Genomic DNA, 13,694 nt, shown 5'->3' with positions numbered 1-13,694 from the left:
TTCATTCAAGAAGGCTGAACGTGCGATCGTTGCATCTGCTCCACGTCCGCCAGAGTATTTTTCAGGCGCAGCTCGCGCTCCAGCCGCAATATCTCACGTCGCTGCCGCAACAATTTACCCAACAGCGCCAGCATGCCCACAATCACACCGGCAACGAAGAACACCAGTAGCGCCACCACCAGCGAGGCGCTCCATTCGTAACCCATGAAATACCGCAAGACCACGGCTTGGTCGTTCTTGACTGCGAATCCCAGCACCAGCAGAAAGATCGCCGCCCGTAGCGGCCACAGCAGAAATCGCATGATTCACCCGCTCCAAAAACCGACAGCAAAGATAGCACGAAAGCCGCTGAATCGCCTCAATTACCTTACGCTGCAACGCCGCTTCACCTGCGTTGCAGCGGCCGCCCCCGCCTAATGATCAGCTGCAACATGGCATAGATGGAAACCCAAGGATCGAGCAGATAGTCCCAAAGATTAGCGGATTCGTAGCCGCCGACCGCCCAAGCCAATACGGCCAGTGCGATCACCAACACCAGCAACGTGTAGTGACGTATCCAACTCAGCAAGGTGAGCAACAGCATGCCAATCAAAAAGTAATGGTCGCCATAACCTAGTCGATACGGATCGAAGCTACCGATTCCAAGCGCGAAAGGATAAAGAGCCACCGCCGCCACAAGCACCATCAACAACACACCCTGCTGCTGCGATTCGACTTTTTTCCTGCGCAGCACCATACCGAGCAACAGCAAGGACGTGACACTCAAGTCGCCCGACACGCCGCGCACATACCCTGCGATGGATAAACCAGAGATCGGCATCAAGGCCAGCGCCATGATAGCCGCGACCAGCCAAAATCTCGCCACCGCGAGCCGCGCAACCACGGGCAGACCACTGAGCATCACGCCGAGTGCGAAGGCCACGCCCGCCAGTCCGGTGATGTCGGTGTATGCGATCATGGTCTAGCCTCGCTCAGACGTTGTGCGATCCAAGCTTGATCGAAGCGCAGATGTTTGATGAGCACGCGATTCCAAGTGTAAAGCAGATGGAAATCGCCGCCCTGAGTCTGGATTAAGTAGGGGTAAGAGAATTCAAAATTGCACGCACCGCCGCCCCGTACCTTGACCTTGGCCGATTCTCGATATTCAGCGAACACGGTGGGCGCGGCATTCGCCACCGCCGCATCCGACTGCGTCAGCGCGGAGTCGATGCGCCGTTCGCAATCTGTCGCACCTTGCCCGCGCTGGTCCTCAAGCACGTGCAGTTCACGCCAACTCGCGCCACGGTCTGCCGACAACATCAAAGACAAGCTGTCCCGCCCTGATTCCTGATTGTTCAACACCGCCAGCCAGCGCCCATCGGCCAGCACCACGGCGCTCAAGGCCGCGTCGGAATTCGGCAGCGCTGAGCTGGTTGGCGAACTCCAATGAATACCGCCATCCTGCGTGCTCATGGCCTTGGAGCGGCGCGGCGTCTCACTGCCGGAATAGCGCGTCAGCACTGTCGCCTGTTGTGCGTTCTGCACCAGCACTACCGGCTGCAAGGTACCCTGCCCGCCCGCCGCCAGCCGCTGTTTGTCGATCACGACACTGCGCCGGTCCAAACGCACGATCTCGGCGAACTTGCTGAAGAGCTCGTGATAGACCGGCAAGCCCAGCGTGCCATCGGCGTACATAAACGGCGCGCTCTTAACCAAGGTGCTGATATTGGCGAAAGGCGAGGTGATCAGGCGGCGCGGCGCGCTCCAGCTCATGCCTTCATCGTCCGAGCTGATTGCCGTGATCGAGCTGCCCGCCCAACCACCCAGCGACACGGTGACGTAGTACAACCACAGCCGCCCATCAGCGGTACGCGCCGGCACCGGATTGCCGACTTTGCTCACATAGCGATGCAGCCCCTGCTGCGACGATTCGCGGCTAGCCACCACCGTCTCCACGCCCCAACGGCCAAGCTGCGTATCGAATACGGCGCTGTGGATAGTCACATCTGCCGCGCCTTCGCGACTGCCAGAGAACCAGAACGCTCGCACCTTGCCATCTTTCAGTTCGATGGCTGAGGCGGCGTGGACTTGCGTGTGCAATTTGGACGAGGCGAATCGGCTCTCGGCGTAGGCTGACGACGAGACGGTCTGTACTGTCGGCGATACTTTGAACGCCGATGCGCTAGAAAAACTGCCCGCCTTGAGAAAACCCGCGCCGAATGCGACCGCAAGCAAGGCCAGCAGCGCCATCCTAGAGCTCATCAACGGCACCCTTCTTTGAGTGGTTGCACAGGCGCGGCGTTCGGTGCAGCCAACAACAACTCCTTCACGAACAGCAGTTGGAACACCTCGCCGCTCAACATGCGCTTGATCTCGTCCGAGCTATGCCGACTGCGTAGCTCCAGCCGTTGCCCCAATACCTGACAGCCAGGACATTCGGCCTTGAGCGGCAATTGCACGGCGAACAGTGCGTAGCTCGACGACAGTTCCGCCACGCCGAGCGATGGCAGCGCTTCGTAGCCGTGCGCCTTGGCTCCCGGCAACAGGAAGCGGTAACCTTCATCGACCGCGCGGAAGTTACACGGCACCCACACGTCGCGGCCCTGCACCAGCCGCTGCGATTCGACACTGAAATTCCCACGAGCACCGTCGAACGGATTCAGGAAAGCCGCCAGACTCAGCATCGTCAACATCACAACGACGTTCACCACCGCACGGGTGTAGCGAGCAGAAAACACGCCGAACAACAGCAGCGCAAACGTCATCGTCAGCAACCACCAAAAACTCACTGGATACAGACCGCCGACTTCGTGCTGAAGACGCATGGACAATACAGCCAGCAAACCTAGCACGGCAGCAGAGAACACCAAGCTGGCGACGAAGAAACCGCGATGGATACGCTGCCAGTGCAGCGCGCAGATCACCGCCAGCCCCGGCATCGCTTCCAACAAGTATCGCGCTGACCGCTGGCTGGGCGCGCAGAACACGATGAACAGCGCGAACATCCATATCCACAACATCGTTTCGGCAACGCCCAAGCGCCCGCGTTGCGACCAAGCTACGAAAAACACCGCCGCCACCGGGAAGGCCAGCAGTCCAGCGTTCATGGGATAACCGACCAGCAGCGCCCACACGCTGCTTCCGCCCCATAACAGGCTGGCAAGATAACCGCGACCATGCGGATCGAACTTGCCCGCGTTCTCGCCGACCACGAACTCCTGCCAGATGGCCTGCGGGTCGGGATCGAGCACGAGCCACAGGCTGAACAGTGCCAGCGACACCACCAGCGCCAACATGATCTTGCTCGCATCCGCCCGCAAGAAGTGCATCAGCCGATAGTCGCGCCCATGCAGATACCACCAACTCAAGGCCAGACCAATCGGTGCGACCAGCGCGAACGATTTGTACAGCAAGCCGATGCCGATCTGGACACCCAATAGCAAGGGGACGACGAGACGTGAGTCAAAGCTGGCTGGTCGCCAATACAGCAAACTGAAGAACGGCAAGAAGAACCAGAACACTTCCGGTGGATTGACCAGAAACGGGCGGCCAAAGCGGTAGGTGCTGAAGAATGCGAGGAAAGTCAGCGCAGCGATGAAACCGGTCTCAGTCGGCGAGGCTTCGCTTCGTGCCGTGCGTTGCTGCGCCAGACGTTTTGCCAACAGGAACGTCAGCAATGCGGTCAGCAGTGTGTAGATCACGCTGGGATAGCGTAGCTTCCATAAGCTCCACTCCGCCCCGCCTTGGGTGGAGGCGATACCCTGCCAGAACAGCAGCGGTGGCTTGGTGTTGCGCATATGGTCGAGCTCGGATTGCAACGGCAGCCAATGACCGCTGGCCGCCGTCAGCCGCGTGATGTGGGCATAGACCAGTTCATCGCCATTCTTGGGGATGTGCGGACTGTCCAAACCATAGAAGTAAGTAACCACCGCCAGCACAGTGGCGAACAGATACCAGAGCAAACGCCGCGTGCTCATCGCCAGGGCTATTTCGGCTGCCGCACGGCAGCTTTCCCCAACAGCTTGACGCGGCCGAAGGTCCAGATATCGTTGAGCAGGAAGTTCAGCACGCTGGTGACGCCGATGGCGATGAAGTTGGCGATCAAGTAATACACATGCGGTGCCAGCAGGTTGGTGAACATGAACTGCAAGGCGATGCTCACGCCGCAGGCCAAGGTGTATTGCCCGAACTGCACGATCCACGGACGGTGCTGATGCTGCACGCGATCCTTCCAAGTCCATAGGCGGTTCCAGAAGAAGTTGTTCAGCGTCGCTAGGAAGATCGCCACCGACAGCGAGGCATTGAGCAGCAGCCAGTCCACCTGCCCTACCACGTTCGCCACATGGAAAACATGCTCCTGCATAACATACAGCACGCCCTGATTGACCACGATGCCGGAGACGCCGACAGTGCCGAATTTCAGGAAACGGATAGAGAAGATGCGTCGCAATAGCGACGCCGCGCGCATGCGGAGCTTGAACGGCGTCATGCGGCAGCTTGTTCCTGCAGCAGGGTACGCGCGCGTTCCAGCACTTGCGCTGAGGTGATGCGCTTCAGGCACTGGTTATCACCGTCGCACGGCGAGTTGCGGTGGTTGTAGGCGGTGAGACAAGGCGAGCACGACAGCGCCGTGTACAAACAATGGATGTTGGGCGCGAGCGGGCTGTACAACGCGGGCGTTTCTGGGCCAAAGAACACTAACGTCGGCAAACGCGTCAGCGCGGAGAATTGGCCGGGGCCACCATCGTTGGTGATGAGCAGGTCGGCATGATTGAAGATCGCCAGCAGATGGCGCACCGACTTGGTGTAGCCGGTCAGATCGATGCAATGGGGATGGGCGCAGTGCGCCACGATGGACTGCGCCAGCGGCTTGGCATCCGGCAAGCCGATCAGGGCGACCGCATGGCCTTCGAGCAACAGCGCCGCGCACAGCTCCTTGTAATATTCGGGTGGCCAAGCGCGGATCGGCAGCAGCCCACCATCGGGATAGACCAGCACCAGCTTCTTGCCCACAAGCACGGGAAAATCCCCCAGTAGTTTACTTCCCACCTGCTCCAGCTCGCCCGCCGCGTATTTCAGCAAGGGCGGAGCTTGCAACTCAGCAGCCGCCGCTTTGGCGACCGGCGTGCCGCTGGATTCGATGGCGGCGACCATGGTCAGGAATTGCTGCGACAGATGGCGATAGGGGTTGTACATCACCGGTCGGTTCATGTAGCTGCCGCGATACAGTCCTTCCTGCGTGTGCGGATAAAAGCCGACACGGATGGGCGCACCGGCCAGATAGGTGAAGATGCTGCTCACTCGTGTGAACAACTCGCAGTCGATGACCACATCGAACTTGAGGCGGCGCATGGTACGTATCGCATTCAACGCGTCCGAGGCGAAGCCGCCCAGAGATTTGTCGTTGATGGTGATGACGTGCTCTGGCGGCATCACGCCCAGCAGATCGAGCACTTCGCGATTCTTGGCAAACATCAGGATGTGCAATGAGGCTTCGGGATACTGCTCTTTGAGCTTGGCGAACATCGGCTGCGCCAACACCAGACTGCCCATCTCCGACAGCAGCACGATCAGGATGCGCTTAGGTCGCGCCGGTTCGACAGCGCCGAACAGCGAGCGCCGTACGCGCTCATAGCCGGACAGCAGGGCACAGACGGGAACTCCGACCATTCGGTCTAGCGTGCGTTGGAGGTTGATATTCAAAGAAGCGAGATCCAGTTATCGTAAGCCCGCCGGACATGCCTGAAGCCAGCACCCAGCGCGGCGCGATTATCGGTGAAAGCGGGGCATTTCACAATGCAGCTTACGCGGCAGCGGACGATTTCCCCATCATCCCTGCCACCACGATGCCTGCCTCATACAACAGCCACAACGGCATCGCCAGCATGAACTGCGAAACCACATCCGGCGGAGTGAAAATGGCACCCAAGACGAAAGCACCGACGATGACGTAAGGGCGAATCTCCTTGAGCTTGGTGATGGTAACGAGATTCATCTTGACCAGCACAACCACCACCACCGGCACTTGAAACGCAAGCCCGAAGGCGACGAACATGGACAGCACAAAACTGAGGTACTTGTCGATGTCGGTCATCACTGCCACACCCACGGGCGCCGCCGCCGTGATGAAGCCGAACACCACTGGGAACACCGCGAAATAAGCGAACGCCATGCCGAAGAAGAACAGCATCAGGCTGGAAGCGACCAGCGGGAATACCCACTTCTTTTCGTGCTCGTACAAACCGGGAGCGATAAAACGCCAGACCTGATACAAGATGTAAGGTAGCGCGATCAGGAAGGCCGCCATCAACGCCACCTTGAGCGGCACGAAGAACGGTGTAGTCACGTCAGTGGCGATCATCTGGCCACCCTTGGGCAGCTTGGCCAACAGCGGGTGTGCCAGCACGGCGTACAGATCGGCAGCCCACGGGAACAGGCAGACGAACACCACCAGCAAGGCCACGACCGAATTGAGCAGGCGATTGCGCAGCTCGATCAGGTGGGAGATAAAGCTCTCATTGGTACTCATCAATCAATCGGGAATTTTTGCTGCTGGGGTGACGGGGTAGGCTGCAACTCGAAGGTCTCAACAGCCTGAACCTGAGTCGGCGCGTTGACGGCGGCACGATTGACCAACTCCACCTGCTGATCGAGCGTCTGAGTGAAAGTGCGTGCCGACTGCTCGACTGCCGTTGCTTCTTGTTGCACTTTCTCTTTCAACTGCCGCATCTCTTCCATCGCCAAATCACGGCTGATGTCATTCTTGATGCCATTGATGTAGCGCTGGGCGCGTCCCCACAACAGCCCCATCGTGCGCGCCACTTTGGGCAAACGCTCGGGGCCGATGACGATGAGAGCGACCACTAGGATCACCATCATCTCGGACAGACCTACGTCGAACATCGTGCGTCAGACCGCTCAGGTATTCGAGTGAGTCTTGCTCTTCACTTCGCCTTCGATGGTCTGACCACCTTTTTGCTCGACTTGTGGAGCCGCATCTTCGCTGCTCTTCATGCCTTCTTTGAAGCCCTTGACCGCGCCGCCCAGATCTTCGCCGACGTTACGCAATTTCTTGGTGCCGAATACCAATAACACGACTACCAATACGATCAGCCAATGCCAAATGCTCATGGAACCCATTTCTCTCTCCTCGATTAACTACGTTTTACCATGGGCGGAATATTGCCGCCGCCGATGATGTGTACGTGCAAATGAAACACTTCCTGCCCGCCGCCCTTGCCGGTATTGATGACGGTGCGGAAGCCGTTGTCCAGCCCCTGCTCCTTCGCCAGTTGCGGTGCCAGCACCAACATCTTACCCAACAGCGCGGCGTGGCTGGCATCAGCCTCGGCCAGCGAGGCTAGATGCAGCTTAGGGATCAGCATGAAATGCACGGGCGCGACTGGATTGATGTCGTGAAAGGCAAACACCTCGTCGTCCTCATACACTTTGCGGCAAGGGATCTCGCCACGCACGATCTTGCAGAAGATGCAGTTGTCGCTCATTTTCGACTCGCCTTCTCGGTGATGCCCGACACGCCCTCGCGACGCGCCAATTCGTTGAGGATGTCGTCGCTGCTCAGCCCTTTGTGCGCCAGCAACACCATAGTATGGAACCACAGGTCAGCCACTTCGTACACCAGATGCGCGTTGTCGCCATCCTTGGCCGCCAGCAGCACCTCGCCCGCCTCCTCGATCACTTTCTTAAGGATGGCATCGTCGCCTTTAGCGTACAGCTTGGCGACATAGGACGAATCCGCCGCCGCGCCCTTGCGCGATTCCAGTGTCTCGATCAGTCGTTGCAAAATGTCGTTCATTTCTTATATATCTCGTCAGGATTCTTCAGCACGGCATCGGTCGCCACCCAGTGGTCGCCATCCAGCTTGCTGTAGAAGCAACTCTCGCGCCCCGTGTGGCAGGCGATGCCGCCCTGCTGTTCGATCTGTAACAGCACCACGTCCTGATCGCAGTCGGTGCGGATCTCGCTCACTTTCTGGATGTGGCCGGACTCTTCTCCCTTGTGCCACAGCTTCTTGCGCGAGCGCGACCAGTACACCGCCTCGCCCTTTTCCGCCGTCAGTTTCAGCGCCTCGCGGTTCATCCACGCCACCATCAGCACGCGCCCCGTCACCGCATCCTGAGCGATGGCGGGCACCAGCCCGTCGTCCGACCAGTTGACTTTGTTGAGCCAGAAATCACTCATTACAGCCGCACCTCCGCCACTTTTGCTACTAACTCAGCCGCTTTCTTGTGGAGGTGCGATGCGATTATTCCCGCACCCACCGCTTGCGCGCACCGTGTCATAACCGCACCTCAATTCCCTGCTGCGCCATGTACTGCTTAGCCTGACGCACGGTGTATTCGCCGAAGTGGAAGATGCTGGCGGCTAGCACGGCATCTGCGCCGCCCAGCTTCACGCCTTCGGCCAGATGTTGCAGGTTACCAACGCCGCCGCTGGCGATGACCGGGATCTCCAGCGCCTCGGTCACGGCGCGGGTCAGGCCGAGATCGAAACCCTTCTTCTGGCCGTCCTGATCCATGCTGGTCAACAGAATCTCGCCTGCGCCCAGCGTCTGCATCTTCTTCGCCCATTCGATGGCATCCAGCCCGGTGGCTTTGCGACCACCGTGAGTAAACACTTCCCACTTACCGGGCTGCACTTGCTTCGCGTCGATGGCGACTACGATGCACTGTGAGCCGTAGCGCGCGGCAGCGTCGGCCACCAGTTGCGGATTGACCACGGCAGAGGTGTTGATGCTGACCTTGTCTGCCCCAGCATTCAACAGGTTGCGCACGTCTTGCACTTCGCGCACGCCGCCTCCCACCGTCAACGGGATGAAGACCTGCGAAGCGACTTGTTCGATGATGCGGAAGATAATGCCCCGGTCATCTGAGCTGGCAGTGATGTCGAGAAAGGTCAGTTCGTCCGCGCCCTGATCATCATAGCGCTTGGCAATTTCAACCGGATCGCCCGCATCGCGCAATTCAACGAAACTGACACCCTTCACCACACGACCAGCGGTCACGTCCAGACAAGGAATGATGCGTTTGGCTAACATCAGATCGGCAGCGGCGGCGACAACTCATCCGCCAGCGATTGCGCTACGCGAAAATCCAGCGTGCCTTCGTAAATGGCGCGCCCAGTGATCGCGCCCATGATGCCTTCGCTTTCGACTTCGCACAGCCGTCGCATATCGTCCAGATTGGTGATTCCGCCACTGGCGATGACCGGAATGTGCAACGGGCGCGCCAGCTCTACGGTAGCTTCGATGTTCACGCCGGACAGCATGCCGTCGCGACCGATGTCGGTATAGATGATGGCTTCCACGCCGTAGCCTTCAAAGCGCTTGGCCAGATCGCACACCTCATGGCCGGTCAGCTTGGACCAACCATCCACCGCCACCTTGCCGCCCTTAGCATCTAGGCCGACCATCACGTGGCCGGGGAAAGCATCGCAGGCCTCGTGCAGGAAACCAGGCACCTTGACGGCAGCGGTGCCGATGATGACGTAGCTGATGCCGATGTCGAGGTAGCGCTCGATGGTATCCAGATCGCGGATGCCGCCGCCAAGTTGCACAGGCACATCGTCGCCAACGGCCTTGACGATGGCTCGGATGGCTTCTTCGTTCTTAGGTTTACCGGCGAACGCGCCGTTCAGGTCAACCAGATGCAGGCGGCGTGCACCTTGTGCCAGCCAGTGTTGCGCCATGGCCGCAGGGTCATCGGAGAACACGGTCGCGCCCTCCATCTCGCCCTGTTTAAGGCGAACGCATTGTCCATCTTTCAAGTCAATCGCAGGAATTATCAGCATGGCAGATTCTTTAGTTAAAGCGGGTTCCAGTGGACGAAATTGTGCAGCAGTTTGAGCCCTGCTGCGTGGCTTTTTTCTGGGTGGAATTGCACCGCGAACAGCTTGCCGCGCGCCACAGCGCAAACGAACGGTTGCGGATAGTCGCTAGTCGCTTGCGTCAGCGCAGGATCGCGCGGCTGCACATAGTAACTGTGGACAAAATAGAAACGCGCGTCCTGTGCGATGCCATCCCACAAAGGATGATCCGCATGATGAACAGAGTTCCAGCCCATGTGCGGCACTTTCAGCTTGCCGCCTTGCGCATCACGCAGCTCATGGGCAAACCGCACCACCTCGCCGGACAACACACCGAGACCGGGAATATCGCCTTCGGCACTGTGCTCGAATAGCATCTGTAAACCGATGCAGATGCCGAGAAAAGGCTTGCTCTGCGCGGCTTCCAGCACGGCGGTGCGCAGGCCGCGTGAGTCGAGCTCGCGCATGCAATCTGGCATCGCGCCCTGACCGGGGAACACCACGCGTTCAGCGGCAGCGACCACGGCGGGGTCGTCCGTCACCACGATGTCATGGTCAGGGGCGACATGGCGCAAAGCCTGTTCGACCGAGCGCAGGTTGCCCATGCCGTAATCAATGATTGCGATCTTGCTCATCAGCTTACAGCGTACCTTTGGTTGATGGCATCACTCCAGCCATGCGCGGGTCGGCTTCCACCGCCATGCGCAGTGCACGTCCGAAGGCCTTGAACACGGTCTCGGCCTGATGGTGGGCGTTGCAACCAGCCAGATTGTCGATGTGTAAAGTCACGAGCGCATGGTTGATGAAGCCCTGAAAGAACTCACGTACCAGATCGACCTCGAAGCTGCCGATGCTGCCGCGCACGAAATCGACATTGAACACCAAGCCGGGGCGGCCAGACAGGTCGAGCACCACGCGCGACAGCGCCTCGTCCAGCGGCACATAAGCATGGCCGTAGCGACGGACACCCTTCTTATCGCCAATGGCTTTAGCAAAAGCTTGCCCCAGCGTGATGCCGATGTCCTCGACGGTATGGTGCGCGTCGATCTGTAGATCGCCCTTGGCCTGAATCTCGATGTCGATCAGGCCGTGACGGGCAATCTGATCCAGCATGTGTTCGAGGAACGGCACGCCCGTGGCAAAACTGGACTTGCCGGTGCCATCCAGATTGATGGAGACGCTGATCTGCGTTTCCAGAGTGTTGCGGCTAACTTGCGCGGTACGCATGATGTGTCCTTATGCCGATTGGTGGAGGCTGTCTTGCAGCGCCCGTATGAACAACTCGTTCTCATCCTCAGTGCCCACCGTCACCCGCAGGCAATCGGCCAGCGCGGGATGGCCGCCGTCCAGATTCTTGATGAGCACACCGCATGCCTTAAGGCGCTCAAAGATCTTGGTCGCATTGGCGATACGGAAAAGGATGAAGTTGGCCTCGCTGTGCCACGCCCGCACATCCACGGTGCCGACGAGGCGCTCGTACAGCCACAGGCGGTCGCGCTTGATCTGTTCGGCTTGCGCCAGCAGCACATCGTGATGTTCTAGCAACTTTTCCGCGACCAACTGCGGCAATACACCGACATTGTAGGGTAAACGCAATTTTTCCAGCTCACCCAGCCATGCCTGACTACCCGCCAGAAAGCCCAGCCGCAAACCAGCCATGCCAAGCTTGGAGAAGGTGCGCATCACCAACAGATTGGGGAATTCGGTCAAGCGTGGCAAAAAGCTATCCGCAGCGAACGCGTAATAGGCTTCATCCACCACCACCAAACCCGACGTGGCGCGAATGATGGCCTCGACAGCAGCGGCATCAAACAAGTTGCCGGTGGGATTGTTCGGATAGGCGAGCAACACCAGCGCCGGTTGATGTTGCTCGATGGCCGACAGCATCGCAGGCAGATCGAGTTCAAAATCCTCGGTCAGCGGCACGCCGACGTAGTCCAGCCCAGTAAACACCGAGATCATCTTGTACATCACGAACGACGGCTCGACCGACAGCAGCGTCGCACCTGGCTTGGCGATGGCCATCGCCAGCAGTTGGATGATCTCGTCGGAACCGTTGCCTAGCAGGATATCCATGCCCGCAGGCAAGTCAGTTACTCGACGGATAGCTTGTTTCAGCGTAGCCGCAGACGCATCGGGATAACGATTGATGGCCGCCTCCGCCGTCAATTGGGCGATCTCGGCGCGCAACTCCAACGGCAAAGGATAAGGATTTTCCATCGCGTCGAGCTTGACCATGCCACTGCTGGGCGGCACGTGATAGGCGCGTAAGGCCAGCAGCTCTGGGCGCAGCAAAGATTCAGGAGTCACAGCAGATTCAACGGGAGACATGGGGTTCTAGCACTAAAAAACACGGGCATTCTACCTGAATCATGAGTTTGCGTAAGCGCTAGAAAGCAATTCTCGCGGGATTTAAGCCCCCTCTCAACTCACCCCGATTACACCACAGGAAGCATCAGCGGGTAGTAATAAGGCACGCCCTGACCAAGATGCAGCAAGCTTCCATCACTGACCAGACACAGCACTTACCTCCAAAATTCTCTCATCTCCAGAAATTGAGTCAATATCCAGCATCTTTTCCCTGCTTTGCAACTCGGGCAAGCCGCGTATTCTCACGTCCAATTCACGATGGATGCAGCATGTCCAAGTTGCGCAGAGGTGTTGCGCCCACCAAGATAACTCAAGGCTGGTCAAATTGATGTGCCTGCTATCCATAACATCGACGGCGATCGATCTTTCTCCGAAAGCGAAGCAATGAGCACCCCCACCTTTGTCACGCAACCTTATCTCCCGCCCCTTGAGGAGTTTCTCCCTTATTTGGAGAAGATTTGGGAGAGCAAGCAGCTTACGAACTGCGGGCCATTTCACCAACAACTTGAAGCGGCACTTTGTGAGTATCTGAATGTCGAGCACATTGCTCTGTTCGCCAACGGTACGCTGGCACTCGTGACAGCGCTGCAATCGTTACGCATCACCGGTGAAGTCATCACAACCCCCTATTCCTTTGTCGCCACCTCCCACTCCCTGCTGTGGAATGGGATCAAACCAGTGTTCGTGGATATTGAGCCAAACACCCTGAATCTCGACCCAGCCCGCATCGAAGCAGCAATCACACCGCAGACCACCGCTATCATGCCGGTACATTGCTACGGCCACCCCTGCGACGTGGAGGCCATCCAGAAGATTGCTGACAACTACAATCTCAAGGTCATTTACGATGCCGCCCATGCCTTTGGTGTACGCGACGCAGGCGGTAGCCTGTTACGCCACGGTGATTTGTCGGTGCTGAGTTTTCACGCCACTAAAGCTTTCCACACCTTTGAGGGGGGCGCCATCGTCTGCCCAGACGCCAAGTCCAAAAATCGCATCGACCACCTGAAGAACTTCGGCTTTGTGGACGAAACCACTGTCGTCGCCGCAGGCATCAACGGAAAAATGGGTGAGATAAATGCCGCCATGGGTTTGCTGCAACTGAAAAGCTTTGACCAGATCAAAGCGCGCCGCAAAACCATCGCCAACACTTACCATGAGCTACTGCGCGACGTGCCCGGAATCTTCTGCCTGCGGGAAATGGACAGAGAAGATGCAAACTACGTCTATTTTCCGATTCTGGTCGGACCGGAATACCCGCTTAGCCGTGATGCGCTATATCAAAAACTGAAGGATCATGACATTCACCCGAGACGCTACTTCTATCCACTGATCTCCGACTTCCCGATGTATCGTAGCCTGCCCTCCTCTCATCACGACAATCTGCCGGTGGCAAGCAGGGCATCGCAGCAAATTCTATGCTTGCCGATTTACCCCGATCTGGAACTTACCAAAGTTGCAGAAATTACCGACCTGATCGCACGATTCTGACAGCGGCCCGAACACAATGAAGCTGGCTA

At 58.3% G+C, this 13,694-nt stretch carries 18 protein-coding genes; 1 reads left to right on the top strand and 17 read right to left on the bottom strand.

Going from position 1 to position 13,694, the window contains the following annotated elements; translation table 11 throughout:
* Window positions 1–5: 5 nt before the first annotated feature.
* From OYT1_RS01955 to hisC, 17 genes are all read right to left on the bottom strand, one after another.
* Window positions 6–302 carry a LapA family protein gene (locus OYT1_RS01955; RefSeq protein ID WP_062625582.1) on the bottom strand — a complete coding sequence of 99 codons (297 nt, stop codon included), beginning with the start codon at window positions 300–302 and terminating at the stop codon, window positions 6–8.
* 83 nt (window positions 303–385) lie between these two features.
* On the bottom strand, window positions 386–958 hold the full coding sequence (locus OYT1_RS01950) for a hypothetical protein (RefSeq protein ID WP_062625583.1): 573 nt from the start codon (window positions 956–958) through the stop codon (window positions 386–388).
* On the bottom strand, window positions 955–2,241 hold the full coding sequence (locus OYT1_RS01945; RefSeq protein ID WP_062625584.1) for a sialidase family protein: 1,287 nt from the start codon (window positions 2,239–2,241) through the stop codon (window positions 955–957). The genes OYT1_RS01950 and OYT1_RS01945 overlap by 4 nt, the downstream gene beginning before the upstream one ends.
* Window positions 2,241–3,956, bottom strand: a complete 1,716-nt coding sequence (locus OYT1_RS01940; protein WP_062625585.1) for an ArnT family glycosyltransferase — start codon at window positions 3,954–3,956, stop codon at window positions 2,241–2,243. The genes OYT1_RS01945 and OYT1_RS01940 overlap by 1 nt, the downstream gene beginning before the upstream one ends.
* Window positions 3,957–3,964: 8 nt before the next feature.
* Entirely contained in the window at window positions 3,965–4,468 is a 504-nt protein-coding gene (locus OYT1_RS01935) for a GtrA family protein (RefSeq protein WP_062625586.1), read from the bottom strand.
* Window positions 4,465–5,682 (bottom strand): glycosyltransferase family 9 protein, encoded by a 1,218-nt coding sequence (locus tag OYT1_RS01930; protein ID WP_062625587.1) that lies wholly within the window; start codon window positions 5,680–5,682, stop codon window positions 4,465–4,467. Before OYT1_RS01930 ends, OYT1_RS01935 begins: the two co-directional genes overlap by 4 nt.
* A 100-nt stretch (window positions 5,683–5,782) precedes the next feature.
* Window positions 5,783–6,508, bottom strand: a complete 726-nt coding sequence (tatC, locus tag OYT1_RS01925; RefSeq protein WP_062625588.1) for a twin-arginine translocase subunit TatC — start codon at window positions 6,506–6,508, stop codon at window positions 5,783–5,785.
* Window positions 6,508–6,882, bottom strand: coding sequence for a Sec-independent protein translocase protein TatB (gene tatB, locus OYT1_RS01920; RefSeq protein WP_062625589.1), 375 nt, complete (start codon window positions 6,880–6,882; stop codon window positions 6,508–6,510). The genes tatC and tatB overlap by 1 nt, the downstream gene beginning before the upstream one ends.
* Before the next feature lie 15 nt (window positions 6,883–6,897).
* Window positions 6,898–7,119, bottom strand: a complete 222-nt coding sequence (gene tatA / locus OYT1_RS01915) for a Sec-independent protein translocase subunit TatA (protein WP_062625590.1) — start codon at window positions 7,117–7,119, stop codon at window positions 6,898–6,900.
* Window positions 7,120–7,133: 14 nt separating this feature from the next.
* Window positions 7,134–7,484: a histidine triad nucleotide-binding protein gene (locus OYT1_RS01910; protein WP_062625591.1), complete on the bottom strand. Its 351-nt coding sequence runs from the start codon at window positions 7,482–7,484 to the stop codon at window positions 7,134–7,136.
* Window positions 7,481–7,795, bottom strand: coding sequence for a phosphoribosyl-ATP diphosphatase (locus OYT1_RS01905; RefSeq protein WP_062625592.1), 315 nt, complete (start codon window positions 7,793–7,795; stop codon window positions 7,481–7,483). The genes OYT1_RS01910 and OYT1_RS01905 overlap by 4 nt, the downstream gene beginning before the upstream one ends.
* Window positions 7,792–8,181 (bottom strand): phosphoribosyl-AMP cyclohydrolase, encoded by a 390-nt coding sequence (hisI, locus tag OYT1_RS01900; RefSeq protein ID WP_062625593.1) that lies wholly within the window; start codon window positions 8,179–8,181, stop codon window positions 7,792–7,794. The genes OYT1_RS01905 and hisI overlap by 4 nt, the downstream gene beginning before the upstream one ends.
* A 97-nt stretch (window positions 8,182–8,278) precedes the next feature.
* Entirely contained in the window at window positions 8,279–9,040 is a 762-nt protein-coding gene (gene hisF, locus OYT1_RS01895) for an imidazole glycerol phosphate synthase subunit HisF (RefSeq protein WP_172588567.1), read from the bottom strand.
* The gene (hisA, locus tag OYT1_RS01890) at window positions 9,037–9,789 is read right to left on the bottom strand and encodes a 1-(5-phosphoribosyl)-5-[(5-phosphoribosylamino)methylideneamino]imidazole-4-carboxamide isomerase (RefSeq protein WP_062625595.1); all 753 of its coding nucleotides are present in this window, start codon (window positions 9,787–9,789) and stop codon (window positions 9,037–9,039) included. Before hisA ends, hisF begins: the two co-directional genes overlap by 4 nt.
* A gap of 14 nt (window positions 9,790–9,803) precedes the next feature.
* Window positions 9,804–10,439 (bottom strand): imidazole glycerol phosphate synthase subunit HisH, encoded by a 636-nt coding sequence (gene hisH, locus OYT1_RS01885; protein WP_062625596.1) that lies wholly within the window; start codon window positions 10,437–10,439, stop codon window positions 9,804–9,806.
* 4 nt (window positions 10,440–10,443) lie between these two features.
* Complete coding sequence (gene hisB, locus OYT1_RS01880; protein WP_062625597.1) at window positions 10,444–11,031, bottom strand: imidazoleglycerol-phosphate dehydratase HisB; 588 nt, start codon at window positions 11,029–11,031, stop codon at window positions 10,444–10,446.
* Between the two features lie 9 nt (window positions 11,032–11,040).
* Window positions 11,041–12,135, bottom strand: coding sequence for a histidinol-phosphate transaminase (hisC, locus tag OYT1_RS01875; protein WP_062625598.1), 1,095 nt, complete (start codon window positions 12,133–12,135; stop codon window positions 11,041–11,043).
* Window positions 12,136–12,558: 423 nt separating this feature from the next.
* Between hisC and OYT1_RS01870 the strand changes: the two genes are divergently transcribed.
* Window positions 12,559–13,665, top strand: coding sequence for a DegT/DnrJ/EryC1/StrS family aminotransferase (locus OYT1_RS01870; RefSeq protein WP_062625880.1), 1,107 nt, complete (start codon window positions 12,559–12,561; stop codon window positions 13,663–13,665).
* Window positions 13,666–13,694 lie beyond the last annotated feature (29 nt).

Origin of the sequence: Ferriphaselus amnicola (assembly GCF_000974685.2) — a bacterium.
GTDB classification, from domain to species: domain Bacteria; phylum Pseudomonadota; class Gammaproteobacteria; order Burkholderiales; family Gallionellaceae; genus Ferriphaselus; species Ferriphaselus amnicola.
The sequence above is the reverse complement of the archived record's forward strand: the minus strand, read 5'-3'. Positions and strand labels throughout refer to the sequence as shown.